At 38.4% G+C, this 25235-nt stretch carries 22 protein-coding genes; 14 read left to right on the top strand and 8 right to left on the bottom strand.

The genetic code is table 11. The annotated features are described in order from the left end of the window. Nucleotide 1 precedes the first annotated feature (1 nt). On the top strand, nucleotides 2-616 hold the full coding sequence (locus BGO88_RS10060) for a WbqC family protein (RefSeq protein WP_286706777.1): 615 nt from the start codon (nucleotides 2-4) through the stop codon (nucleotides 614-616). A 7-nt stretch (nucleotides 617-623) separates the two neighbouring features. Here BGO88_RS10060 and BGO88_RS10055 read toward each other — a convergent pair whose 3' ends face one another. The 6 genes from BGO88_RS10055 to BGO88_RS10030 all read right to left on the bottom strand — a co-directional run bounded on the left by BGO88_RS10055 (nucleotide 624) and on the right by BGO88_RS10030 (nucleotide 6790). Continuing rightward, nucleotides 624-1670 (bottom strand): endonuclease/exonuclease/phosphatase family protein, encoded by a 1047-nt coding sequence (locus tag BGO88_RS10055; RefSeq protein WP_277011778.1) that lies wholly within the window; start codon nucleotides 1668-1670, stop codon nucleotides 624-626. A 48-nt stretch (nucleotides 1671-1718) separates the two neighbouring features. Further along, nucleotides 1719-2588 carry a rhomboid family intramembrane serine protease gene (locus BGO88_RS10050; protein ID WP_286706776.1) on the bottom strand — a complete coding sequence of 290 codons (870 nt, stop codon included), beginning with the start codon at nucleotides 2586-2588 and terminating at the stop codon, nucleotides 1719-1721. A 12-nt stretch (nucleotides 2589-2600) separates the two neighbouring features. Further along, nucleotides 2601-3416 carry a rhomboid family intramembrane serine protease gene (locus tag BGO88_RS10045; protein ID WP_273239037.1) on the bottom strand — a complete coding sequence of 272 codons (816 nt, stop codon included), beginning with the start codon at nucleotides 3414-3416 and terminating at the stop codon, nucleotides 2601-2603. Beyond that, a complete protein-coding gene (gene mutL, locus BGO88_RS10040) occupies nucleotides 3413-5305 on the bottom strand; it encodes a DNA mismatch repair endonuclease MutL (RefSeq protein ID WP_286706775.1) in 1893 nt (630 codons plus the stop codon). The genes BGO88_RS10045 and mutL overlap by 4 nt, the downstream gene beginning before the upstream one ends. A 145-nt stretch (nucleotides 5306-5450) precedes the next feature. Beyond that, entirely contained in the window at nucleotides 5451-5945 is a 495-nt protein-coding gene (gene ribH / locus BGO88_RS10035) for a 6,7-dimethyl-8-ribityllumazine synthase (protein ID WP_286706774.1), read from the bottom strand. 65 nt (nucleotides 5946-6010) lie between these two features. Next, nucleotides 6011-6790, bottom strand: a complete 780-nt coding sequence (locus tag BGO88_RS10030; RefSeq protein ID WP_101471516.1) for a tetratricopeptide repeat protein — start codon at nucleotides 6788-6790, stop codon at nucleotides 6011-6013. Nucleotides 6791-6934: 144 nt separating this feature from the next. Here BGO88_RS10030 and recF point away from each other — a divergent pair, with 144 nt between their 5' ends. The 11 genes from recF (at nucleotide 6935) to BGO88_RS09975 (ending at nucleotide 21069) form a co-directional block, all read left to right on the top strand. Next, a complete protein-coding gene (gene recF, locus BGO88_RS10025; RefSeq protein WP_286706773.1) occupies nucleotides 6935-8014 on the top strand; it encodes a DNA replication/repair protein RecF in 1080 nt (359 codons plus the stop codon). A 195-nt stretch (nucleotides 8015-8209) separates the two neighbouring features. Beyond that, complete coding sequence (locus BGO88_RS10020; protein WP_286706772.1) at nucleotides 8210-10324, top strand: ATP-binding response regulator; 2115 nt, start codon at nucleotides 8210-8212, stop codon at nucleotides 10322-10324. Between the two features lie 239 nt (nucleotides 10325-10563). Next, on the top strand, nucleotides 10564-11235 hold the full coding sequence (locus tag BGO88_RS10015) for a DUF2461 domain-containing protein (protein WP_286706771.1): 672 nt from the start codon (nucleotides 10564-10566) through the stop codon (nucleotides 11233-11235). A 61-nt stretch (nucleotides 11236-11296) separates the two neighbouring features. Further along, a complete protein-coding gene (gene murB, locus BGO88_RS10010) occupies nucleotides 11297-12310 on the top strand; it encodes a UDP-N-acetylmuramate dehydrogenase (protein WP_101471512.1) in 1014 nt (337 codons plus the stop codon). A 174-nt stretch (nucleotides 12311-12484) separates the two neighbouring features. Further along, complete coding sequence (locus tag BGO88_RS10005; protein WP_056069600.1) at nucleotides 12485-13591, top strand: glycosyltransferase; 1107 nt, start codon at nucleotides 12485-12487, stop codon at nucleotides 13589-13591. Next, the gene (locus BGO88_RS10000) at nucleotides 13582-14133 is read left to right on the top strand and encodes an RNA polymerase sigma factor (RefSeq protein WP_056069597.1); all 552 of its coding nucleotides are present in this window, start codon (nucleotides 13582-13584) and stop codon (nucleotides 14131-14133) included. Before BGO88_RS10005 ends, BGO88_RS10000 begins: the two co-directional genes overlap by 10 nt. 111 nt (nucleotides 14134-14244) lie before the next feature. Then, nucleotides 14245-15702: a T9SS type A sorting domain-containing protein gene (locus BGO88_RS09995; protein WP_180326408.1), complete on the top strand. Its 1458-nt coding sequence runs from the start codon at nucleotides 14245-14247 to the stop codon at nucleotides 15700-15702. A 211-nt stretch (nucleotides 15703-15913) separates the two neighbouring features. Next, nucleotides 15914-16759, top strand: a complete 846-nt coding sequence (locus BGO88_RS09990) for an energy transducer TonB (RefSeq protein WP_286706770.1) — start codon at nucleotides 15914-15916, stop codon at nucleotides 16757-16759. 185 nt (nucleotides 16760-16944) lie between these two features. Further along, the gene (lipA, locus tag BGO88_RS09985) at nucleotides 16945-17817 is read left to right on the top strand and encodes a lipoyl synthase (RefSeq protein WP_056069590.1); all 873 of its coding nucleotides are present in this window, start codon (nucleotides 16945-16947) and stop codon (nucleotides 17815-17817) included. A 42-nt stretch (nucleotides 17818-17859) separates the two neighbouring features. Next, nucleotides 17860-18861: a type I glyceraldehyde-3-phosphate dehydrogenase gene (gene gap / locus BGO88_RS09980; RefSeq protein ID WP_056069587.1), complete on the top strand. Its 1002-nt coding sequence runs from the start codon at nucleotides 17860-17862 to the stop codon at nucleotides 18859-18861. Between the two features lie 30 nt (nucleotides 18862-18891). Further along, nucleotides 18892-21069, top strand: a complete 2178-nt coding sequence (locus BGO88_RS09975) for an ATP-binding protein (protein ID WP_056069584.1) — start codon at nucleotides 18892-18894, stop codon at nucleotides 21067-21069. Between the two features lie 353 nt (nucleotides 21070-21422). On the opposite strand, the gene BGO88_RS09970 is transcribed toward BGO88_RS09975, so the two are convergent. Further along, nucleotides 21423-22235, bottom strand: a complete 813-nt coding sequence (locus BGO88_RS09970; protein ID WP_056069581.1) for a purine-nucleoside phosphorylase — start codon at nucleotides 22233-22235, stop codon at nucleotides 21423-21425. After that, nucleotides 22207-23229 carry a tetraacyldisaccharide 4'-kinase gene (gene lpxK, locus BGO88_RS09965; RefSeq protein WP_286706769.1) on the bottom strand — a complete coding sequence of 341 codons (1023 nt, stop codon included), beginning with the start codon at nucleotides 23227-23229 and terminating at the stop codon, nucleotides 22207-22209. Before lpxK ends, BGO88_RS09970 begins: the two co-directional genes overlap by 29 nt. A gap of 118 nt (nucleotides 23230-23347) precedes the next feature. On the opposite strand from lpxK, the gene BGO88_RS09960 reads away from it, so the two are divergent. Both BGO88_RS09960 and BGO88_RS09955 read left to right on the top strand, forming a co-directional pair. Next, the gene (locus tag BGO88_RS09960) at nucleotides 23348-24442 is read left to right on the top strand and encodes a Nif3-like dinuclear metal center hexameric protein (RefSeq protein WP_286706768.1); all 1095 of its coding nucleotides are present in this window, start codon (nucleotides 23348-23350) and stop codon (nucleotides 24440-24442) included. A gap of 3 nt (nucleotides 24443-24445) precedes the next feature. Continuing rightward, entirely contained in the window at nucleotides 24446-25225 is a 780-nt protein-coding gene (locus tag BGO88_RS09955; RefSeq protein WP_056069573.1) for a zinc ribbon domain-containing protein, read from the top strand. The last annotated feature ends 10 nt before the right edge of the window (nucleotides 25226-25235 follow it).

The raw sequence follows: 25235 nt of genomic DNA, 5'->3' as shown, positions 1-25235 counted from the left end.
GATGAATATCCTTTTGCTTCCTACCTATTTCCCGTCCATCAGCCAATTTGCTGCCATGGTTCAGGCCAATTCGATTACCTTTGAGATGGAAGACAACTTCCAAAAACAGACCAACAGGAACCGAATGTATATCTACAGCCCGAACGGCATACAGATGCTTAACATTCCTGTAAAGCATTCCAAAGGCGACAGGCACCAGAAAACAAAAGACGTTCGTATTGAAGATGCCTTTGACTGGCAGAAGCAGCATTTCAAATCGCTTGAAGCAGCCTACAGGACATCACCTTTCTTTGAATATTTTGAAGACGACCTGGCTCCTGTTTTTCAAAAGAAGCACGACTTTTTGATGGACTTGAATTTTGAAGCGATGGAAATCGTTTCAGACTGCCTTGGCTTTGAATTTAGCTATAAGAAAACGGAAGAATATTTTCATGAAGCACCTCAATTCACAGATTTCCGACCTTTAGCAAACGGGAAAAAAGATACTTTGGAATTTGAGCCTTACACTCAGGTTTTTGGAGAAAAACACGGCTATCTGAACAATTTGAGCATCCTGGACCTTTTGTTCAACGAAGGAAGGCATGCCTTAGATTATCTAAAAAATCAATCGCTTTAAACCCGATTTAATTTTCGAACGCCAGCCTTGCCATAACCGGAAAGTGGTCTGAATTGACAAAATCAGGATAATTTTCAAAGTTTTTGACCTGCATCTTCTTATCCACAAAAATATAATCGATTCGGGCCGGATAGTATTTGAAATTATATGACTTTCCAAAACCGCTGCCGGCTTCTTCAAAGGCATCATTCAGATTTCCTCTGATACTTCTGTACACAAACGAGAAAGCACTGTTATTCATGTCACCGCATATAATTTCAGGGAGCTTACTGTTTTTCTTGTGATTCATTATGATTTCGGCCTGCTCCTGCTGCTCTTTAAAAGCCTCACTCATCCTCTTGATAATCTTCTTTGACTTTTGCTCGTTAATACCGTTTATATCTTCATTGATTTCATGGACATCGGGCGTAATTCTGATGGATTGCAAATGCATATTATAAACCCTGATCGTATCCTTCCCTTTTTTGATATCGGCATAAATAGCGTTATTATTAGAATTTGGAAATACGATATCACCTCTGCCTACAATTGGAAATTTAGAAAATATGGCATGTCCCGTCTTTGTCTTATTTCCTTTCATCAGGATATATTTGTGCTTATAAGCCCTCAAATTAATTTTCCCTTCAGAATATTCCTGAATGCATAGAATGTCCGGATTCTTATCATTAATGAAATTGGCTATCAGTTCCGGCACATCGTCCCTTTCAATCCATTTGTAAAGATTAAAAAGACGTACATTATAACTCATCACTGTAAAATCATTATCAGAGGGCGGAAGGTCTGTAGTCGAAAATTTATAGAACTTATTAATAAAAGTAATACCCATTAACAGCACCACCGAAGAAAGCAAAATCTGCCTTTTCATCTGTATTCCCCAATAAATAAAAAAGAGTAGATTTAAAATCAACATGAAGGGCAATATCAGGGTCAGTACAGATAGAATGGGAAATAATTTAGGAGCCAAAAACGGTAAGATATAAGCAACAAAAGTCAATACAGTCAACACTATATTGAAAAAAAACATTGCTTTATTGAACCATGAAAGGTTTTTCATTTTTTGGCAAAAATTTTTTGAGTTCTGGCAAAGATTATAAAACTTTCTTTACTTTCCTGCTTTGAAAAGAAATTCTTTTTCTTCTTTTGTCAGGCTATCATAACCGGACTGGCTTATCTTGTCAAGAATTTCATCAATCTGCTGTTGTGTTTTATCCTTCACAACAATCCGACTGGCAGGAGCCGTTTTCGGTTTCGGCTGACTAACATTTCGATGTACCTTTTTAAAAGGCGTTCCCTTTTTAGGCTTAAACAGATTGGCGAAGAAGTCCAGGATTCGGGTAACAATCAGGCTCAAATCGGTTCCGTTCTGCAAAAGCTTAATATAAATAAAGCCAAATACGGCACCACCCAAATGGGCAATATGTCCTCCCATATTATTGGTTGGTATCTGTATCAGGTCCAATATCAGGAAAACAATAGCAATATGCCATAATTTGACAGTTCCTATCAGCAACAGCCTTATCTGATATAATGGCGCATAAGTCGCTGAACCTATAAGCACCGCCATAATTGCTCCTGAAGCTCCAATAATAGGGGCTTTATAGCCAAAAAGGAAAAATGTACCCAGAAAAACCAATCCGGCAAAAATAGCACCCAACAAATACAGTCCCAAAAACTGCTTTTGTGTAAAAAAAGTAAGGAAAAGTCTTCCTGAAAAATTAAGCATAATCATATTGAACAGTAGATGCAGTACATCCACATGCAGAAAACTATACGTAAGTATTGTCCAGGGCTTTACAATAAACTCTGAAGGATCAGAAGTAAGCTGTATCCACGACATCAAAGACAGGAATCCGTCATTTGAAAAGGCGTGCAGCAAAAACAAAGGTATAGCAATACCAATATTCCAGAAGATCAACTGTAACGTAATTCCTCCGGTTTTGTATTGCATCTTTAGATCATCAATGATTCCCATAAAACCCAAAGATTAATTCCAACGATTGTTATGAAACTGGTTCTTTTTCCAGTACCACATCATCAAAAATCCAATAATGGCTCCTCCAATGTGGGCAAAATGGGCCACTCCACCAGGACCATCGCCAAATAATGACTTTCCTGAAGTTCCTAAAAACAAATCCAGAGCTAATAATCCCGGTACAAAATATTTTGCTTTGATTGGAATCGGAATAAAAAACATCATCAATTCAGCATTAGGAAACATAAAAGCAAAGGCTACCAACAATCCATAAATAGCACCAGAGGCTCCAACCATAGGAGTCTGATTTAGCATGGCGGCATCAAACAAACTTTTAAAACCTGCATCGGTAAGATTTGTTTTCCCTGCTTCTTCTAAAATTGGCTTGATTCCATTATAAAACATATCTCCGCGATAAGCATTACCATCAGAAAAAGTCACATTCAGTATCTGATGCAAAGTATTATCTGACAAGCCCAGGTACCTAACCGGTTCCAAAAGATGCTGCATTTCAAGATAATTCACTCCAATCTGCATCAAAGCCGCGCCCAAACCACAAGAAATATAGAAAAACAGGAATTTTTTCGCTCCCCAAAAATGCTCCAAAGCACTACCAAAAGAAAACAGGGCAAACATATTGAAGAAAATATGCATTGGATTTCCATGCATAAACATATGTGTTAGAGGCTGCCAAAATTTAAAATGGTCATTTTCCGGATAGAATAACGCAAAAAGATATTCGGCATATTGCCCTACTACCTGCGTCCCTATAAAAAATATAATGTTTATAATCAATAACTGCTTGACTGTAGGCGTGATATTCATCATACTGCAAATTTTTTGTCTAAATCCTCAACACTCATCGTGATAAAGGTTGGTTTATGAAAAGGCGAAACATTAGGCTCCTTACAGGCAAAGAGTCCGTTAACGAGATTCTCCTGCTCTCTTTCTGTCAGATAGGTTCCTGTTTTCACAGCAAGGCTTTTTGCCATCGATTTTGCAATCGTATCGTTCTGGCTGAAACTGCTTTCCGGAATTTCGTCTTGTAGGTCACTCAATAACTGTTCCAACAGGATGGAAACCTCGCTCTCTGTCACATTGACCGGAATACCCGAAATTACAACGTTGTCTTCTTTAATTTCTTCAAAAACAAACCCGGTATTGACCAGAGAAAGCTCCAATTCAGAAATCAATAATATTTCCTGGGATGAAAAATAAAGATTCAGCGGAAACAACAACTGCTGGCTTGATGCCTGATGCACTGTCATATTCGCCAGAAACTGTTCATACAAAACCCGTTGGTGTGCCCGTTGCTGGTCAATAATCACCATTCCAGATTTGATTGGACTGACAATATACTTTTTATGAATCTGATAGGTCTTGTAAATCGCTTCTTCGATTTCCTTATCATTAAACAGAGAACCGGTTACTTCTTCAGATTCAAATTGGATATCCTGAATATCAGTAATCGTTTCCGTATCCTGTTTTAATCCCACATAAAGGCTTTCCCAGTTAGACGATTCAGGCTTTCTGTAAGAACCACCCGAACCACTATAACTGCTGCTATTGCTTCCGCTACTGTATGATTTTGCCGGTATCGGATCCGGATCGCCAAACGGATTAAAATTAGCATCCACCTGAATTAAAGGCATAGATGCTTCTTTCTTCTCATATTCGTAGGGCGTATCCAGATTAGAATCCCTGTCGAAATCCAAAACCGGAGCCACATTAAACTGTCCCAAACTGTGTTTTATGGCAGAACGTAAAATAGCGTAAAGCGCATGCTCATCGTCAAATTTTATTTCCGTTTTTGTCGGATGTATATTGATATCAATTGTATTGGGTGGAACGTCCAGATAGATAAAATAACTAGGCTGGCAACCATCTTTCAGCAATCCTTCATAGGCAGCCATAATAGCATGGTGCAGGTAACCGCTTTTGATAAAACGGTCATTGACAAAGAAAAATTGTTCGCCACGGTTCTTCTTTGCAAATTCAGGCTTGCTCACAAACCCCTGTATTCCTACGATTTCTGTACTTTCCTGAATCGGAACCAGTTTTTCATTGGTTTTTCCTGAAAAAATATTCACGATACGCTGACGCAGGTTTGATGCCGGAAGGTTAAACATTTCACTTCCGTTATGATACATCGTAAAATGAATATTGGGATGGGCCAAAGCAACCCTCTGAAATTCATCAACAATATGGCGGTGTTCCACCGTGTCCGATTTCAGGAAATTCCTTCTTGCCGGTATATTAAAAAAAAGATTCTTTACCGCAAAAGATGTCCCTTTTGGCAGAACGGCCACATCCTGCGACACAAACTTGCCTCCTTCAATGGCGAGATGCGTTCCCAATTCATCCTGCTCCTGCTTTGTTTTCATCTCTACATGTGCAATTGCGGCAATAGAAGCCAATGCCTCGCCACGGAAACCTTTGGTGTGCAATGAAAACAAATCTTCTGCTGCTCTGATTTTTGAAGTAGCATGACGCTCAAAACACAAACGCGCATCAGTAACACTCATACCAACACCATTATCAATCACCTGTACAAGCGATTTTCCGGCGTCTTTAATAATAAGTTTGATATCGTTGGCCTTAGCATCAACTGCGTTTTCAAGAAGTTCTTTCACCACAGATGCAGGCCTTTGGACTACTTCTCCAGCGGCTATCTGGTTGGCGACATGATCGGGAAGCAATTGAATTATACTCGACATTCTATAAATTTGTTGACTTCCAAAGTTACATAATTAATATAACAATTGAAAAATTAGAAAATGGGAAAACCGGAAAGTTTTTCACACAAAAAAGCCTATTTCGTGTAAAGGAAATAGGCTCTATAAAAAGTTTATCGGGACTTTATTATTTCGAAGACTGCTGTCTTAAATAAGCCATCTTTATTGCCGCAATCGCCGCTTCGGTTCCTTTATTTCCATGAACCCCACCACTTCTGTCAATAGATTGCTGCTCATTATTATCAGTCAGCACACAAAAGATAACCGGAACGTCTGTCTGAACATTCAAATCCTTGATGCCTTGCGTAACGCCTTCACATACAAAATCAAAATGTTTGGTTTCTCCCTGAATCACACAACCGATTACGATAACCGTATCCACCTGCTGTGTTTCTATCATACGCTTAGCCCCATAAACAAGCTCAAAGCTTCCCGGAACATTCCATCGGATGATATTATCCGGCGTGGCATCACAGTCCAGTAATGCCTTTTCAGCCCCGGAAAAAAGACCCTCCGTTATTTTGTCATTCCATTCAGAAACAACAATCCCAAACCGAAAATCTTTCGCGCTTGGGATTGAGTTTTTATCATATTCTGATAAATTTTTATTAGCTGTAGCCATTGTAATAAGATTGCAATCTCAAATCAAGACTTCAGAAATCTGAAATCTAAAATTCAAAATCTAAATTATTGTGCCAATCCAATCATTGCATCAATATTCATCGCTTCAGGAGCCGTATCGTATTTCTCCTTGATTTCGTTGAAATATTTCAATGCTGTTTCTTTTTGCTTCAATGCCAAAGCCGTTTGCCCTGCTTTCAGCAAGAAACGTGGCGTAGTCATGTCATTCTGATTCATTTCTGCAGCCTTAACATAATACTCTAAAGCTTCTTTTGGCTGATTCAATTGAGAGAAGGCATCACCAATTGCTCCTTTTGCAATTACCGAAAGCATCAAATCATCTGAACTGAATTTTTCAAGATATTCAATTGCTTCTTTGTATTTTTTAGTATTCAGATAAGCGATACCCGCATAGTAATTTGCCAGGTTAGCCGCATTGGTACCAGAATAGTTTTCTATAATTCCTGTGAAACCCAGCTTCCCTTCTCCACCTTTTAGAGACAGGTTGTAAAGCGAATCGCTTGCTGTTCCTTCAGTTGCCTGCTGGAAGTATTTCTGAGCCTGGAACATTTCGTTCGCAGCTTCATCTTCTTTAGGCTCTACAATAAATTTCTTATATAAAAGGTAACCTGCCGCTATAAGGGCAACAGCACCAATAACGATAAAAATACCTTTTTGGTTTTTAGCAACCCATTCTTCGGTTCTAGAAGCACCCTCATCTAAAGAATTGAATACTCCTGCAGTTGTGCTATCTTTTTCTGAAATTGCATCAAGTGGGTCCGGTTCGAATTCGTTTTCTTCCTTTGGTTTAGGAGCCTTATAGCCTCTTTTGTTATATGTTGCCATTCATGTTTAATTAAGTGAGGTGCAAAAATAAAATTTTTATTCAAATGTAAAAGATGTTTTGTCGTTATTTTTCAATAATTTGCACCCTCTTAAAAAAATTGTGTCAAAAACCACAAGGTTCTCACTATCAGCTGGCGTTTGCAGATGTATCTAAAAAAAATAGCATTATTCAATTATAAAAACTTTTCGGAAGCCAATTTCGAATTCGACAGCAAGATAAATTGCTTTGTAGGAAAAAACGGTATCGGCAAAACCAATGTACTTGATGCCATATATCATTTGTCCTATGGTAAAAGCTATTTTAATCCTTTGGCCGTACAGAACATCAAACACAACGAAGAGTTTTTTGTGATTGACGGAGAATTTGAAAAAGACGACCGAAACGAACAAATTGTCTGCAGCTTAAAAAAAGGACAGAAGAAAATCCTGAAAAGAAACGGAAAACAATATGAGAAATTTTCCGACCATATCGGGTTCATTCCTTTGGTTATTATTTCTCCGGCCGACCGCGACCTGATTATCGAAGGAAGCGAAACAAGAAGAAAATTCATTGATTCTGTCATTTCCCAATTGGATTCCCATTATCTCCAACAGCTCATACAATACCAGAAAGTCATTAGCCAGCGAAATGCATTATTAAAATATTTTGCCATCAACCATGTTTTTGAAAACACAACACTGCTCATCTACAATGAGCAGCTCCACAGCCTGGGTCATGCTATTTTTGAAAAGAGAAAACAATTCCTTGAAGACTTTGTGCCCATCTTCAACAGGCACCATCAGGCAATAACGGGAAATGCAGAAACCGTACAACTGGTTTATGAAAGCCAGCTCCATGAAAAAGAGCTGATGGCATTGCTGGAAGAAAGCCTGGCAAAAGACCGCATCATGCATTATACCACGGCCGGAATCCACAAAGACGACCTGTCTTTTGAGATTGACCACCATCCTATAAAAAAATTCGGTTCGCAGGGACAACAGAAATCTTTTCTGATTGCCCTGAAACTGGCGCAGTTCGAATTTGTAAAAAAACAAAGCCATCAGAATCCGATACTCCTTTTTGATGATATCTTTGACAAGCTGGACGAAACCCGTGTTGGAAAAATAATAGAAATGGTTAATAATGATAACTTTGGGCAACTGTTTATCTCCGATACGCATCCGGAACGCACAGAATCTGTGATAAAATCAATGCATCAGAGTTATAAAATATTCAACCTGTAGCCTGTAAGGTATTTTTTACCAAAATCTATTTGTAAATTACAAAAAATCAGCCGTACATTTGCAGCAAATTATTTAAACTTTTCCTACCGCACTATCTTAAGTTTTCTTAATTTTAAGCATCTATATTTAATAGGCAAGCTTCCCCGGTTTGTTTGAACAAAAAAGTTCATTGCTTCTTAACTTAAACCTGCTCCCATGTTAGCGTCTTTAAAACACAGGAAAACAATCCATAGCGGACTTTTCATTTTTGTCATTTTACTGCAAGTGCTGATTTTTTCTTTATGGTATAACCAGAATACCAACGAAAACGAACTTGCCGGTTCTTTCCAGAAAGCCAGCCGGCAAAGCCTGATTATGAGCTATTCGGGCGAAGTAACCAAAAATTATTTTGATGCGGAAGATTCTTTTATGGAATACCTGTACAGCTATGACAGGAGTGCGTTGCACAAATACCGCAACTCACTTTCGCTGATGACCTCCTATCTCGACAGTCTGAACCGAATACTGAATAAAGACGAAAAAACACTGCCTAACATCCAAAGTAAAAAAGAAAAAGAAAAAAAAATCATTGTTCTTAGAAAAGAATTGGATTCTTTAATCAAATACAGAGTAGACCCTGTTTCTGAATCCAATCCGGAATTATTCGCCCTGAAGCCTTACAACCACAAAAAGGTCATGAAGTCAATTTCATACGACACAATACGGTCTTCTGAAGGTGTAGAGAAAAAAGGATTTTTCAAAAGAATAGGCAATGCTATTGCCGGAAAATATGACGTCGAAAAAGAAGAATTCCGTTATTATATGACCATGACTTTTGGCGCTGTCGAAAAAACCGGAACTCCTGAGGAACAGATGGCAAATATCTTCAATAGCACACGCCAGTATTACGAAAAAGAGTTTGGGCGCCTTAGAAACACCTATTCCAACCTAAGGGAAATAGACCGGGAACTAATGGTCATCAACAAGAAAATATTAAAAAACAGCCAGGACATTATTCTTCTCTATGACAAATCTGTTCAGGAATCCAACAAACAGCAATTTGAAAAAGCACTGGAAAACCTAAAAAACAAAAGAAGCCTGATTGCAACCCTAATGATTGTCATGTCAATATGCACCGGACTGCTCCTGCTCTACTCCATCTTTGCCTACCATTTTGAGAAAAAATTGGCTGCCGCCAAAATAGAAGCAGAGAAAAATGTGGAATTCAAAAACCGTATTATCGGAATGTTAAGCCACGAAATGCGTTCGCCTTTGAGTATTATTTCAAATCTCACCAACAAGCTGATTTCAACCAAAATGGACGGCGCACAAAACGATATGGCCAAATCGTTAAACTTTACATCAAACTCACTGCACATTACCGTGAACCAGATATTGGATTTCTTCAAAAATGAAAACGGAAAGCTGCAATTGTACAATTCCAAAACGGTACTGAAAAACGAGATTACATCCATTGTAGAATCCTTAAAATCTTTAGCCGATGCTAAAAAAATAGAACTTGTCTCACGCGTAGACGATTCCTTGCAAAATGAAGTCTGGGCTGATAGCGGAAAAATACACCAGTTGTTCTACAACATGATAGGAAATGCCATAAAATTCACTTCAAAAGGAAACATTACCGTTGATTGCAGATTTACCGAAGTCAAAGATAAATTCAAATTGGATGTAAAAATCAAAGACACGGGAGCCGGCATCCCTAAAGAAGACCTCGATAAAATATTTGACAAATACTATCAAAGCAAATTCCACAAAGACCAGGCAAGCTTTGGCGCCGGTTTGGGACTTAGTCTTTGCAAAGAAATTATAGAATTGTATGACGGAGAAATACGTGTTGAAAGCGAACCTGGCACAGGAACCGAAATTTCATTCCATCTGTTCCTTGAAAAATCAGACAGTTCACAGGAAACCAATCAGGCAAGATTAATCCGCAATTACGGAAATTCGGGAATCAGGGTTGCGGTAATAGACGATGACAGGATAATCACCTCATTATTGAAAAAACTGCTGTCCGATATCAACTTCGAAATGATAGGCTTCAATTCAGACATTGCCGCCAAAGAATACCTGCAAAAAGAAAACGTCAACATTATCCTGACCGACTTGCAGATTGCCAATGCCTCAGGAATTGACCTCATCAAAGACATCAAAAGCATACCGAATCACAATGCAACCGTTCCTATTATTGCAATAACCGGCGATACCTACATGAATTCGATTGAACTATCCAGTATACAGGCTGACGAACTGCTAATCAAGCCAATCAACAAAGAAGAATTATATTCAAAACTACTGAAAGTGCTATCTAAATAAACCAAACGCATTCCTGCTTTGCGCCTCTGCGCCTTTGCGAGATAATATACGCAAAGGCGCTAAGCTTATAAAATCTGCATAATCATTCTAATCTGCGGCTAAAAAAACCTTTTCTTCTTTCATTTAACAGAAACCTGCCAACAGCCATTAAAATTGACTTTGGACACCCATAAATCGAATAAAATTTCTTAATATTGTTAGGCTGTTTTCAGCCTAACTTAAATAATTTTCCAATCCGTATGCTTTCACCAAAAACACTTCAATTCCTAGAGGACTTAAAAGAAAACAACAACCGTGATTGGTTTCAGGCCAACAAACCTTATTACGAAGAATATAAAAAAGAATATCACCGGCTGATTGCCGACTTTTTAGAAGAAATGGCACCGCATGACGAATCGTTACGAACGCTGGAACCCAAAAAATGCGCTTTCAGAATCAACCGCGACATTCGCTTTTCCAAAGACAAGTCGCCTTACAAAACCCATATGGGAATCTGGATGACTACCGACCAAAACTGTGGTAACGCTCCCGGATATTATGTCCATATCGAAAAAGGCGGAAGCTTTATTGCTGCCGGACTCCATGTGCCGGAAGCTCCGGACCTGAAAAAAATCCGAAAAGAAATTGCTTATTTTTATGAAGACCTGGAAGAAATCTTCGCCGATAAGGATTTCAAAAAAATCTATTCCGAATTTGACAGGAACGAATCCAATTCGCTAAAAACAGCTCCGAAAGATTATGAAAAAGATCATCCTGCTATTGAGTTTCTAAAACTAAAAAGCTTTACGGTGACCCAAAAACTAGATGACAAATCATTACTGGAAAAAGATTTTGTCAAAAAAACAGCAAAAAAACTGATTGTTGCAAAACCACTGAACGATTTTCTAACCCGCGGCCTAAATACCGAATAGTTCATTATGAATTATTAATCGTTTAAAGTACTTTTGCCTTTTATTTTTATTCCTATTCATAATGGAAATTATCGATAATTTTTCCCTTAAAAACTACAATACTTTTGGTATTGAAGCCAAAGCAAAACAATTCGTTTCGGTACATTCGGTTGAAGAACTTCAGACCGTACTCAAAGAAAACCCTGCCCAGAAAAAATTTATTCTTGGCGGCGGAAGCAATATGCTGCTGACAAAAGATATTGAAGCACTGACCATCCATGTAGATATCAAAGGCAAAACAATTATCGACCAGACAGAAGATGCCGTTTGGGTAGAAGCCAAAGCCGGTGAAAATTGGCATGAATTTGTTCTGTGGACGATTGACCAGGATTTTGGCGGATTGGAAAACATGTCTTTAATTCCCGGAAATGTAGGAACTACGCCCATACAAAACATTGGCGCCTACGGTACCGAAATCAAAAACACCTTTGTGTATTGCGATGCCGTAAACATCCAAACTTTAGAAATCAGACGATTCAATAAAGAAGAATGCAAATTTGGCTATCGTGAGAGTATTTTTAAAAATGAGGTAAAAGACCAGTACATCATCGTTTCTGTAGTTTTTAAATTGACCAGAAAAAATCACAAAATCAATATTTCATACGGAGATATTGCTGCCGAACTCGCCAAAAAAGACATTTCGGCTCCTACATTAAAAGAAGTCAGCAACGCCATCATAACCATAAGACAAAGCAAACTTCCGGACCCTAAAGAACTGGGCAACAGCGGAAGCTTTTTTAAAAACCCGATTATCCCAAAAAGTGATTTTGAAAGAATTCACCTGTTGCACCCCGAAATGCCAAGCTATACTGTTTCTGAAACCGAGGTAAAAGTTCCGGCCGGATGGCTCATTGAAAAAGCCGGATTTAAAGGAAAGCGTTTTGGTGATGCCGGAATCCATAAAAATCAGGCGCTGGTTTTGGTTAATTACGGCAACGCAACCGGACAGGAAATCCTGAATGTTTCTAAAGAAATCCAAAAAACGGTTAAAGAGCTTTTTGATATTGAAATTGAAGCTGAAGTTAATGTGATTTAACGTTTTTTTCAGGTAACAGAAAGCTAAAATAATTGCAATATTTTTTGTTTCTGGCTATTCAAAAAATATAAAAACTGTAATGGATAATTTTCTTAATTTTAATTGCGATTCACAATTGAAATTCCGCTTATCAATTGTACCTTTGCACACATTTTTTAAAGACACCAAGCTTATATGTTGACTATTACTTTTTATGCGTTTATCGGAGTTGTGGCTTTACAGTTATTCTATTACATTGTTGTTTTCGGGAAATTTTCTTTTGCAAAGCCACAAAAAAGCACCCCAAAAAGAATTCCTATTTCTGTAATCGTATGTGCCAAGAATGAAGAAGAAAATGTAAAAAAGTTTGTTCCGCTTTTGGCAGAGCAAAATTATCCGGATTATGAAATTATCCTGATCGACGATGCCTCGAGCGATAATACTCTGGATGTTTTTGAAGAATTTGAAAAACAATATTCCAACATCCGTTTGGTAAAAGTTCAAAATAACGAAGCTTTTTGGGGCAATAAAAAATTCGCGCTCACTCTGGGAATAAAAGCCGCTAAAAACGAATACCTTCTTTTTACCGATGCCGACTGTTATCCTTCTTCCAAAGAATGGATTAAAGAAATGAGCTCACAATTTACGATGAGCAAAACCATAGTGTTAGGTTATGGAGCCTATGAAAAAATTGCCGGTTCGTTCTTAAATAAAATCATCCGTTTCGAAACCATGCTTACTGCCGTACAGTATTTTTCCTGGGCAAAAATGAAGCATCCTTATATGGGCGTTGGAAGAAACCTGGCCTACAAAAAAGAAGAGTTTTTTAACGTAAATGGCTTTATTGACCATATGAAAATCAGGTCTGGCGATGACGACCTTTTTATCAACCAGGCTTCCACTAAAAAAAATACGACCATTTGTTTTACTCCGGAAAGCTTTACCTTTTCAGAACCTAAAAAAACGTTTAAAGATTGGTTTGACCAAAAAAGAAGACATGTTTCAACCGCATCTTTTTACAAAGCTTTTGACAGAATGCAGCTGGCAGTTTTCTTCCTGTCACAGTTTTTATTTATTGTTTTGGCTGTAGTACTGCTTGCTTTCCAGTTTAACTGGATGATTATCGTGCCAATTGTAGCGGGAAGATACCTTTTCTCCTGGATTTCCTTAGGCTATTCTGCCGGGAAGCTAAAAGAAAAAGATGTTATTTATTGGTATCCTGTCATTGAAATAATGCTTATATTCACACAATTGAATATCTTTATAACAAACCTCTTTTCAAAGCCTGTCCATTGGAAATAAAAAAGCAAATAGAGAAAGCTAAAGTCGGAGACCAGGTTGCCTTCACTACTCTATTGGATTATTACTGGAATGAAGTCTACGGATTTATGCTCCAGAGAACACAAAACGAAACCGATGCGGAAGATATCACTATAGAAACTTTTGCCAAAGCATTCGACAAAATTGCCACCTACAATCCCGATTTCCAATTCAATACCTGGCTGATTTCCATTGCCAAGAATGTCCACATCGACATGCTCCGCAAAAAAAAATCTACTCTTTTTATTGATATCACTGATGAAGAAGACAGCCAGGCCTATAACATTGCTGACAGTTCTCCTTCTGCGGAAGACAAACTGATTACCGAACAAAATCTGTCAAGACTCCTCCAATGCATTAAGGAGTTAAAACCACACTATCAGGAAGTCATCCAGCTTCGTTATTTTCAGGAGTTAAGCTATCAGGAAATTTCGGAAGAGCTTGAAGAGCCCTTAAGCAATGTAAAAATAAAATTGCTCCGTGCCAAAAAGCTTCTGGCCGAAATTATCAAAAACAAACGATAGGCGGCTTTCATTTTCAAGTAGTATTTTTTTTAACAGGGCGCTTTTGTAAAAAAGCGTAATTTTATATTGTTAACCAATCATATACTTAAAATGAAACAAAAACTATTTTTCATGTTAGCCGTCTTCCTTTCGATGACGGCGGCAAAAGCCCAGTACACCACGCCAAACACGGGTGTAACCTGGAGCCTCGACGACCTGGTAGCCAATTCCTCAGGTGCCTTAACCTTATCAGCAGGAATTTATACCCTATCCCAAAACCTTACAATTGCAGCCAATGATGCTATTGTAATCAATACAGATGCTACCCTGAAAATTAATGCCGATATCGGAATTCTTGTCAACGGCGATTTTACTTCCGATGCCGGTGCAATTACCATTACCGCAACAAATACCGCAACTCCATACAATGCCATAACTTTCGAAACAGGTTCTAGCGGTTATTTCAGGAACACAACCATCAGCTACGGAAAAGGAATACGTGTAGCTACTCCTGATTTTGAGATGCAGTCCTGTGTTATGTCGTATCACATGAATGGCTCAACGACAAGTTCGGCCATAAATTTCTCAACTGGTGGAAACGCATTAATCAACAATTCCAGATTCTTATTCAATTATTATCCGGCTTTTAGTTCAGGAGCCAACCAGTCTGTTGCCCCAACACTGACCAATAATTATTTGGAAGGAAACAACCAATCCAACGGAAACCGCCCGCAAATTAACATGGGACCTAGTGGTGCCGATACATTGAGAATAGTAGGTAACACTATTAAAGGCGACCGGACAAAAATCAGGACCGGAGGTATTGGAGCTTCAAATTTACTGGGAGGAGGTCAACTTAAAGTCATAATCGACAATAATATTGTTACTGACAACCGTTATGGCATCACTGTTGTAGGAGCCGCTTCATCAGGATATATCAGAGGTAATATAATTGAAGATAATAACTCCCAGAACATTCCTGCAGAAGGAGGAAGTGGTATTTCGTTAAGTGCTTCCGGGGCATCAACAATGAACATTATTGCAAGCCGTAACCAAATCCGAAGAAACCTTTGGGGTATTACGGTAATCGGGACTGCAAGAATCAATTTGGGCGACACCAATGAAGCTACTTTTAATGAAGGCGGTAACATATTCTCAGAAAATGGAAATACTGGAGCAGCCTACGCTTTGTACAACAATACTGCATTTCCTATAATGGCCAAGAACAACTGTTGGATTGAAGGTCAGACTCCTACAGAGGCACAGGTAGAAGCCGTAATCAGCCACCAGGTTGACGATAATACTTTGGGACTGGTTACCTTTACTCCTTTTGGTTGTGATGCCTTATCAAATCCTGATTTTACGGTTGTAAAACCTATCATTTATCCTAATCCGAGCAAAGGAAATATTGCCATAGATACACCCGAAAACGGAACATTAAAAATATTTTCCATCAACGGGATGTTTATCAGCAGTTTTGATCTGAATGCCGGAACAAATACTATCAAACTGGATTTACCTGCGGGAATTTATGTCACAAAAACAGAAACAAAAGACAAAAATTTCAGCAATAAGCTAGTTATTCAATAAGCAAGTTATCTCATAATTATTAAGGTAGGCCCGACCGGGCTTGCCTTTTTTTTATTAAGTTAAAAGAGGATTAACTTTAATTGGCAATTTATAAACATAAAATTGCTTTTTTATTTAAAAAATAAGCAATAAAAAAGTTAACATTAACGTTATGTAATTAAACACTTCCAGCTTATGGGAAACATCTACGCTAACTTAAAATTATGCAATCATGTCAAACCTCAACATTTTTAGCCAAAGCTGGAACGAAAACGTTTTTGAAGGAAGAAACAAAGAATATGGCGCTTACCAGCTACGCCAGGAAAATCCAAAAACTACCCTGAAAGCATTATTTTTTGGAACTTTAGCCTGTGCTTCTTTAGTGAGTATCCCTATTATTTCTAATTTGCTGACAGAAAAAGATCAGGCAATAGTTAATCCTCCAACAACAGAACTGCCTCCTGTAACCTATGTAAACCTGGGAGAAAAACCCAAAATAGAACCGGAAAAAGCAACCAATATTATACCTGAAAAATCATCAGCGAAGCAAACCAAATATGTGACTCCAATAATAACTGACAATCAGACCACCCCACAAGATGTAGCAACAATTGACCCTGCTAAAAATATCAAAACGGGCGATTCTGATAATCCCGGCGATAACATGGGGGCTGTAGCCCTTGGAAACAGCTCAATTGACGGGACAGGAACCGAACCTGCATTTGGAAATACCGGAACCGCTACAGACCCCGGAGATGGTATCTTTACAAACATAGGACTTCAGGCCAGCCCTGAATTTCCGGGCGGTATCAAAAACTTTCTGGCTTTGGTCGGAAAAAATTTCAGACTGCCAGAGATAGGAGAAAAAGCAACAATGAAAGTGTTTGTTTATTTTGTAGTCGAAAAAGACGGAACCCTGACCAATATAAAAGTGGTAAGAGACCCCGGTTACGGATTAGGAGCTGAAGCCATTCGCGTTTTAAAATCTATCAAAACAAAATGGAAACCGGGCATCCAGAACGACAAACCTGTGAGAACGGCCTACAACCTTCCTATTACCGTTGAGATAAAAAATTAAATTTAGTAGTTAGTTAACTATTTATTTCAAAAAGCCCTGCATACTGTGCGTGCAGGGTTTTTTATTGGTAAAAACCGCATCTTAATTTGCCAATATTTCTTTCACTTCATCACCAAATTTCACTAACATCACATTAACGTAATTAATAAAAACATTCGTTATCTTTGTGCTTTCAATTTAGAGTTATGGACACTGTTTTAGATAATGCTATTTTACCTACAGGAAAGCCAAAATGGCTTAAGGTAAAATTACCTATAGGCCAAAAATACACAGAACTTAGAGGATTAGTTGACAAGTACAAACTGAATACTATCTGTACGTCAGGAAGCTGTCCGAATATGGGAGAATGCTGGGGTGAAGGAACGGCAACATTTATGATTCTCGGAAACGTCTGTACGCGTTCGTGTGGTTTTTGCGGCGTAAAAACAGGCCGGCCGGAAACTGTAGATTGGGATGAACCGGAAAAAGTAGCCCGTTCTATCAAAATCATGAATATCAAGCATGCGGTTGTCACCAGTGTTGACCGCGACGATTTGAAAGACGGCGGTTCAATTATCTGGATGGAAACCGTAAAGGCCATCCGAAGAATGAATCCAAACACTACACTTGAAACTTTAATTCCAGATTTCCAGGGAATCGAAAGAAACATAGACCGAATCGTGGAAGCCAATCCTGAAGTAGTTTCACATAACATGGAAACCGTACGAAGACTAACCCGCGAAGTACGAATTCAGGCAAAATACGACCGTAGCCTTGCCGTACTTAAATATTTAAAAGAAAAAGGAATCAACAGGACAAAATCAGGCATTATGCTTGGTTTGGGCGAAACAGAAGAAGAAGTCATCCAGACCTTACACGACCTTCGCGAAGCCAATGTAGATGTTGTAACGATTGGCCAATACCTGCAGCCAAGTAAAAAACACCTGCCGGTAAAAGAATTCATCACACCAGACCAATTTGCCAAATACGAAAAGATAGGACTGGAATTAGGTTTCCGCCACGTAGAAAGCGGTGCTTTGGTAAGGTCATCTTACAAGGCCCAAAAACACATTCTTTAAATTGTAAGTTTACAGTTTGACTTTTAGAAACTGACCATACCAATGACTAAAACCAGGATTGCCATTAATGGATTTGGCAGAATCGGAAGAAATCTATTCCGCTTACTGCTTAACCACCCAACCATTGAAGTTGCGGCCATCAACGACATTGCAGACAACCGAACAATGTCACATCTCATTAAATACGATAGCATTCACGGCGTATTGCCATTTGAATGTTCTTTTGACCAGGACAATATCATTATTGACGGAAAACCCTACCCGTTTTTTCATGAAAGAAGTATTTCAAATCTGGATTGGAAATCGCTGGATATTGATGTTGTCATAGAAGCTACAGGAAAATATAAAACTTTTGAAGACATCAATCTCCATATTCTGGTTGGTGCCAAAAAAGTAATCCTGTCTGCTCCTTCAGAAACCGATAAAATCAAGACCGTAGTTTTAGGTGTTAACGAACACATACTGGACGGCACCGAAAAAATCATCTCGAATGCAAGCTGTACGACAAACAATGCAGCTCCTATGATAAAGGTCATTAATGACTTATGTGGTATTGAGCAGGCCTATATCACTACCGTACACTCTTACACAACAGACCAAAGCCTGCACGACCAGCCTCATAAAGACCTTAGAAGAGCGCGTGGCGCGGCCCAATCCATTGTCCCTACAACAACCGGAGCCGCCAAAGCACTGACAAAAATATTTCCTGAACTGGATGGTAAAATTGGAGGAAGCGGTATTCGTGTTCCTGTTCCGGATGGCTCACTAACAGACATTACCTGTTATGTGAAGCGTGAAGTCACCATCGAAGAAATCAACAAAGCGTTCCAACAGGCCTGTCAAAACCAGTTCAACGGAATCATGGCCTATACAGAAGACCCAATCGTTTCTGTAGACATTTTAGGTAACCGAAATTCCTGTTTATTTGATTCGCAACTCACCTCGGTAATTGACAAAATGGTAAAGGTTGTAGGGTGGTATGATAACGAAATCGGATATTCTTCACGCCTTGTCGATTTAATTTTATTAACAAATAAGAAATAGCTACTTTTATCCTTTATCAAGGGTTTTAGAATGAAGCATTTACCACTTTTCTTTATTCTTCTTTTTTCAACGCTGTTACCCGCACAGCATGACAAACTTATGTCTGAAAAAATCGATAGTGTTGACTATTATATTCAGCTGGCCAACTTCAACCTAAAGATAAATAATTACCAGAATGCGTTGGAAAGCTCTCAAAATGCCATTGAAGTCTCACAAAAAAAAGGGAACAAAGAACAGGAAGCAAATGCCTACACTTTTTTAGGAAGTATTTATTTCGAACTTAAAAAGTATGATGACGCTATCGAAACCTATGTGCGCAGCATCTCACTCTATAACGACCTCGAACCATCTACAGAACAGGCCTATTGCTATTATAATCTCGGGTTATGTTATATGGAAAAAGGAAAATATGGTGTAGCCGAAATTTATTTTGATAAGGCAAATGTCATTTATGAAACCATTGACATTCCGGATGCAAAAGAATTACTGAACCTTCAGAAAGGAATCCTGTACAAAGCCAAGGGCAAAACCCAGTTGGCAGCCACTATCTTTAATTCCATTATTGCAAAACCCGATAATAATGACAGTTTCAAGACCAAAGCCGAAGCCTTATATCAGATGGGCGCTATTGAATTTGAAGCCGGCCGAAATAATCTGGCCTTGAATTATCTAAGACGGGCACTGGATTTAAATGCCAAAAGCGACAACTTCGAACAGAAGTCAAAAATCCTGAAACTGATTAGCGAAACCTATGAGAAAATGATGGATATTGACAATTCGTTTATCTATCTGAAAAAACACCTGGCACTAAAAGATTCTATACTAAGGCTCAACAGTCAAAAAATTGGCGCAGAAGCTTTCGAAAAATTTAAGGAAAGCGAGCAGATGAAAACCATCAAGCAGAAAGACAAAGAAAACCGGGAGCAGAAAAAATTAATTAAGGTGTCCAAACTCACCAGCGTGTTGAGCATTGCCCTCATAACGATTCTTTCGCTTTTGAGTTTGTCACTCTACAAAAACAACATTATCCGAAACAGGACGAACAAACAGCTGCAGGAAAAAAATACGGAGCTTGAAATCGCCAAAGACAAGGCCGAAAAAGCATCACAGGCCAGAGCCGAATTCTTATCTACCGTAAGCCATGAGCTCAGAACGCCATTAAACGCCATTAACGGCATTACGCATTTGCTGATTGAAGAAAATCCGAAAAAATCCCAAATCGAATATCTGAAATCGCTTAAATTTTCAGGAAACTATCTACTGACATTCATCAATGAAATCCTGGAAATCAACAGGATTGAATCCAACAATATAGAAATTGAAAACATCTGTTTCAATCTAAGGCAGCTTTTGACAGACATCCAAAACTCATTAAAAGAGATTGCCAGCCAGAATAATATTGATTTCGGATTGGAAATAGACCCGGAAATCAACACTTCATTTTCGGGCGACCCTACAAAGCTTTCCCAGATTTTTATGAATCTGATTAACAATGCCCTCAAATTTACGGAAAACGGAACCGTTATTGTCCGTGCCAAACTTTTGGGAGAGACAGAAACCAGACAAAATATTTATTTTGAAATCGTAGATACGGGTATCGGAATACCAGCTGAAAAACAAGAGGTTATTTTCGAAAGCTTTTCGCAAGGTTCCGTTGAAATCAACAGAAAATATGGAGGAACCGGTCTTGGGCTGGCCATTGTAAAACGATTGGTTTCTTTATTGGGCGGTACCATTAAATTAGAAAGCACCATTTCCAAAGGTTCTAATTTCAATTTCAGCCTCGAACTGGAAAAGGGAATCGAAAACAAAGAATCCCTAAAACTTTTCACAAACGATTCTGATTTTGTCGATAAAAAAGTACTGCTGGTTGAAGACAATAAAATCAACCAGATGGTTACCCGGAAAATGCTGGAAAAGAAGCAAATTCAATGCGAAATCGTTGACAACGGAGAAGATGCCATAGAGGCTGTCAGAGAAAACAAATACGACCTTGTGTTAATGGACGTGCATCTTCCCGGCATAAACGGAACCATTGCCACTCAAAGTATCCGAAAATTTGACAAAAAGACGCCAATCATAGCCCTCACGGCTATTTCACTGAATGAAAACAGGGAAATGCTTCTTTCATTTGGCATGACCGATGTAATCACCAAACCTTTTAATCCGGACGTTTTTTACAGGGTTATTGCTGAGTCAATGAGCTAGACTAAATGACTATCGGGAAGCGTATACAGATAAAGTAAAATTGACTTTGATACTATCGGTTCACAGCGATTTTATTTTAATCGCTGATTTAAGAAATTCACGCTATAATTAGGTAACGATCAATTTCTATTATTAAGAACTTTGCGGCTCTGCGCCTTTGCGTGAAATAATTGCTCGCAAAGGCGCAGAGCCGCAAAGCATTAAGTCTTATCAAAGAAAAGGTTATGAAAGTAAGCCTTTTTCGGGTTTCCTTTTATTTTATATGAATTCTTTAAATCTGTCTAATCATTTTGATCTGTGGCTAAATCCACTATTCTTTGATTTCGTATAAACTACCCGATAGTCATTTAAGATTAATTTCTTGAAATCAATTCCCTGATAAGCGTTCTCACTTTTGGCTCCGCCTTTTTGGCTGCTTCAAGCACTTCGCTATGGGAAACAGAGTCGATATTATGTTCATCACCCATATCTGTAATGACAGAAATTCCAAAGCATTCCATATCCATATGACGTGCCACTATAACTTCCGGTACGGTCGACATCCCAACACAATCAGCACCTAAGATTTTTACCATTCTGTATTCTGAAAGCGTTTCAAACGTTGGCCCCTGAAGTCCGTAATAAATTCCGTCTTTTACTTCAATATTCAGCTCAATAGCAATTGCCTTGGCCTTATTGATTAAGTCTCTTGAATAAGGCTCACTCATGTTCACAAATCTTGGTCCAAATCTTTCATCGTTATGGCCTCTTAACGGATGTTCCGGCATCATGTTGATATGGTCATAAATTACTACAATATCACCAACCTTGTAAAAAGGATTCACACCTCCGGAAGCATTGGAAACAACCAATCGCTGTACGCCCAGATATTTCATCACTCGCACAGGAAAAGTCACTTCTTTCATGTCGTAACCTTCGTAAAAGTGGAAACGCCCCTGCATGGCAACTACTTTTTTACTGCCAATGGTTCCAAAAACCAAAGCCCCTTTATGGCCCTGAACGGTTGAAACAGGAAAATTAGGAATTTCACTGTAAGGCAATGTAAACTCAATCTGGATATCTTCTGTAAAACCGCCAAGTCCGGAGCCTAGTATAACCCCATATTCCGGTGAAAAATTGGTTTTTGACTTTATATAATTAACGGTTTCTTGAACTTTTTCCCACATAATTTAAAATTGTTTTATCAAAATCATCACCTCCGGATATGAAATCGCTCTTTATTGGAAGATAGAAAAGCTGGCTGTCCGGTAGTTTTCCTTTTAATCGGACAAAATCTTTTTCGGTTGTAATGATTTTTTTGTCTTGTGCTTTATTTTTTATTTCTGCAATATCTTTTTCCGTAAAATGATGATGGTCCGGAAAAGTCATGACTACATCGTTATCGCTTTGCAAATATGCGAAAAACGGTTCGGGTTTGGCTATTCCTGCCAAAAGTAATTTATCAACATCCTTTATTTCGGAAACGGCAAGCTGGCTTTCTTCGGAAAAAACAAACGTATCATAGGCTATGGTCGTAAAGCATAATTTTTGGTCCAAATCTATTTTTAATTTCCGCTTAATATCATATTGCTCCTTTGCCGAAAGATTGGGCGGACATTTTGTAACCACAATGATTCCCGCACGTTCTGCCCCACTTCTACCTTCACGCAGGTTTCCTGCCGGCAATATGAAATCATTCACATACAAATCACCATAAGCTGTGAGCAAAATATAAAATCCCGCCCTGACTTTCCGGTGCTGATAGGCATCATCCAGCAAAATGATTTCCGGCCGGGTAATTTCCAAAAGCCGTTCAATACCATTTCTCCTGTCTGCATCAACAGCCACATTAATATTGGGGAATTTTTTATAAAACTGGAAAGGCTCATCTCCTAAAAGGGCAGCATCAGAATTTTCATCGGCTAAAACAAATCCTTCTGATTTTCGTTTATAGCCCCGGCTCAAGGTAGCCACTTGATATTCCGGAGAAAGCAAACGAATTAAATATTCAATCAGAGGTGTTTTACCCGTTCCACCCACACTAAGATTGCCTACAGCAATAACAGGAAGGCCAAACGAGTAGGATTTAAATATCCCCTTGTCAAAAAGAAAATTCCTAATGCTTGTTATTAATCCGTATAGAACAGAAAAAGGAAGAAGTATTTTTCGTAGTAACATCATAGTACGAAAATATAATATTTTATCTTTGAAACATAAAGCAAATCCGAATTTAAAAGGCTTTTTACAGCCAAAGCCTTAAAACAAATCACCTCAGATTGATAAAATTTCGTTTAAAGTTATGAAAATAAAAGAAGTAATTTCCGTTATAGAAACCATGGCACCGCTGGCCTATGCTGAAGATTTTGACAATGTTGGCCTACTCGTAGGAAATCCGGAAGACGAAACCACAGGAATACTGGTCTGCCATGATGCCTTAGAAAATGTGATTGACGAAGCCATTTCAAAAAAGTGCAATATGGTTGTTTGCTTCCATCCTATTTTATTTTCGGGGCTAAAGAAAATTACGGGCAAAAATTATGTAGAACGCGCGGTATTGAAAGCCATCAAAAATGATATTGCAATTTATGCCGTACACACTGCTTTAGACAACCATCAAAACGGGGTAAACAAAATTTTTTGTGATGCTTTAGGGCTGCAGAATGCCAAAATTCTGGTTCCAAAGGAAAACTTCATCCAAAAATTAGTTACTTATACGATTCCTGAAAACCATCAAAAATTGCGAAATGCTTTATTCGATGCCGGAGCCGGAAGCATTGGAAATTATGAAAACTGCAGTTTCAATACGCAGGGAATTGGCAGCTACCAGGGCAACGAAAACAGCAACCCTGAAATTGGAGAACGTGGTGAATTTGTGGAAAATACCGAAATAAAAATAGAAGTCACTTTTGAAAAACACCTGCAAAGTAAAATTCTGAAAGCCTTGTTTTCCAACCATGTCTATGAAGAGGTTGCCTATGAAATCTACGACCTGAAAAACAGCCACCAAAACATAGGCCTGGGAATGATTGGCGAATTGGAAACTGAAATGCCGGAAAAAGATTTCCTGCTGTTCGTAAAAAACAAAATGAAAGCGGACGGAATCCGACATTCGGAATATTTGGGAAAACCAATTAAAAAAGTGGCAGTACTTGGTGGTTCGGGAAGTTTCGCCATTAAAAAGGCCATACAGGCCGGTGCCGATGCATTTTTGACTGCCGATTTGAAATACCACCAGTTCTATGAAGCTGAAAACCAACTACTTTTAGCCGACATCGGGCATTATGAAAGCGAACGCTATACAAAAAATTATATAGTTGATTATCTTACGAAAAAAATTCCTAATTTTGCAATCATTTTATCAGAAGAAAATACAAATCCAGTTAAGTACTTATAAAATATGGCGACTACAAAAGAATTGAGTGTTGAAGACAAGTTAAGAGCGATTTATGACCTACAGCTAATCGACTCAAGAATTGACGAAATCAGAAATGTTAGAGGTGAATTGCCTTTAGAAGTAGAAGATTTAGAAGATGAAGTGGCTGGCTTGAGCACACGTCTTGACAAATTAAAAAATGACCTGGAAGTTATCGAAGAGCAGATAAAAGGAAAAAAGAATGCTATCGACGAGCATAAGGAAGCCATCAAAAAATACACAAAACAACAAGAAACCGTTCGCAATAACAGAGAATTCAACTCTTTGACTAAAGAGGTAGAATTCCAGGAGCTTGAAATTCAATTGGCTGAAAAGCAAATCAAGGAAATGAAAGCTTCTATTGAGCACAAAAAGCAGGTAATTGCTGATTCTAAAGAAAAATTAGAAGCAAAATCGGCTCACCTAAAACACAAAAAATCAGAATTGGAAGCTATCATGTCTGAAACAGAAAAAGAAGAAATCTTCCTTACTGAAAAATCAGCTGAATATGAAGCTTTAATCGAAGAAAGATTATTGCAGGCTTACAAGAGAATCAGAGGAAGCGTTCGCAACGGATTGGCAGTAGTTTCAATCGAAAGAGGTGCTTCTGCAGGTTCTTTCTTCACGATTCCACCACAAACTCAAATGGAAATTGCTTCCCGTAAAAAAGTAATTACAGATGAGCATTCAGGAAGAATCCTGGTTGATGCAGCCTTAGCTGATGAAGAAAAAGAGAAAATGGAGAAATTATTTTCACAATTCTAGATATATTTAG

It is taken from the genome of Flavobacterium sp. 38-13, from assembly GCF_001899155.1.
GTDB classification, from domain to species: Bacteria; Bacteroidota; Bacteroidia; order Flavobacteriales; family Flavobacteriaceae; genus Flavobacterium; species Flavobacterium lindanitolerans.
This window is presented reverse-complemented; position numbering and strand designations above follow the sequence as displayed.

Bases quoted from the DNA above. Each gene is read 5' to 3' on its own strand.
- BGO88_RS10060 (WP_286706777.1), top strand. From the start codon at position 2: ATGAATATCCTTTTGCTTCCTACCTATTTCCCGTCCATCAGCCAATTT.
- BGO88_RS10055 (WP_277011778.1), bottom strand. From the start codon at position 1,670: ATGAAAAACCTTTCATGGTTCAATAAAGCAATGTTTTTTTTCAATATA.
- BGO88_RS10050 (WP_286706776.1), bottom strand. From the start codon at position 2,588: ATGGGAATCATTGATGATCTAAAGATGCAATACAAAACCGGAGGAATT.
- BGO88_RS10045 (WP_273239037.1), bottom strand. From the start codon at position 3,416: ATGATGAATATCACGCCTACAGTCAAGCAGTTATTGATTATAAACATT.
- mutL (WP_286706775.1), bottom strand. From the start codon at position 5,305: ATGTCGAGTATAATTCAATTGCTTCCCGATCATGTCGCCAACCAGATA.
- ribH (WP_286706774.1), bottom strand. From the start codon at position 5,945: ATGGCTACAGCTAATAAAAATTTATCAGAATATGATAAAAACTCAATC.
- BGO88_RS10030 (WP_101471516.1), bottom strand. From the start codon at position 6,790: ATGGCAACATATAACAAAAGAGGCTATAAGGCTCCTAAACCAAAGGAA.
- recF (WP_286706773.1), top strand. From the start codon at position 6,935: ATGTATCTAAAAAAAATAGCATTATTCAATTATAAAAACTTTTCGGAA.
- BGO88_RS10020 (WP_286706772.1), top strand. From the start codon at position 8,210: ATGTTAGCGTCTTTAAAACACAGGAAAACAATCCATAGCGGACTTTTC.
- BGO88_RS10015 (WP_286706771.1), top strand. From the start codon at position 10,564: ATGCTTTCACCAAAAACACTTCAATTCCTAGAGGACTTAAAAGAAAAC.
- murB (WP_101471512.1), top strand. From the start codon at position 11,297: ATGGAAATTATCGATAATTTTTCCCTTAAAAACTACAATACTTTTGGT.
- BGO88_RS10005 (WP_056069600.1), top strand. From the start codon at position 12,485: ATGTTGACTATTACTTTTTATGCGTTTATCGGAGTTGTGGCTTTACAG.
- BGO88_RS09995 (WP_180326408.1), top strand. From the start codon at position 14,245: ATGTTAGCCGTCTTCCTTTCGATGACGGCGGCAAAAGCCCAGTACACC.
- BGO88_RS09990 (WP_286706770.1), top strand. From the start codon at position 15,914: ATGTCAAACCTCAACATTTTTAGCCAAAGCTGGAACGAAAACGTTTTT.
- lipA (WP_056069590.1), top strand. From the start codon at position 16,945: ATGGACACTGTTTTAGATAATGCTATTTTACCTACAGGAAAGCCAAAA.
- gap (WP_056069587.1), top strand. From the start codon at position 17,860: ATGACTAAAACCAGGATTGCCATTAATGGATTTGGCAGAATCGGAAGA.
- BGO88_RS09975 (WP_056069584.1), top strand. From the start codon at position 18,892: ATGAAGCATTTACCACTTTTCTTTATTCTTCTTTTTTCAACGCTGTTA.
- BGO88_RS09970 (WP_056069581.1), bottom strand. From the start codon at position 22,235: ATGTGGGAAAAAGTTCAAGAAACCGTTAATTATATAAAGTCAAAAACC.
- lpxK (WP_286706769.1), bottom strand. From the start codon at position 23,229: ATGATGTTACTACGAAAAATACTTCTTCCTTTTTCTGTTCTATACGGA.
- BGO88_RS09960 (WP_286706768.1), top strand. From the start codon at position 23,348: ATGAAAATAAAAGAAGTAATTTCCGTTATAGAAACCATGGCACCGCTG.
- BGO88_RS09955 (WP_056069573.1), top strand. From the start codon at position 24,446: ATGGCGACTACAAAAGAATTGAGTGTTGAAGACAAGTTAAGAGCGATT.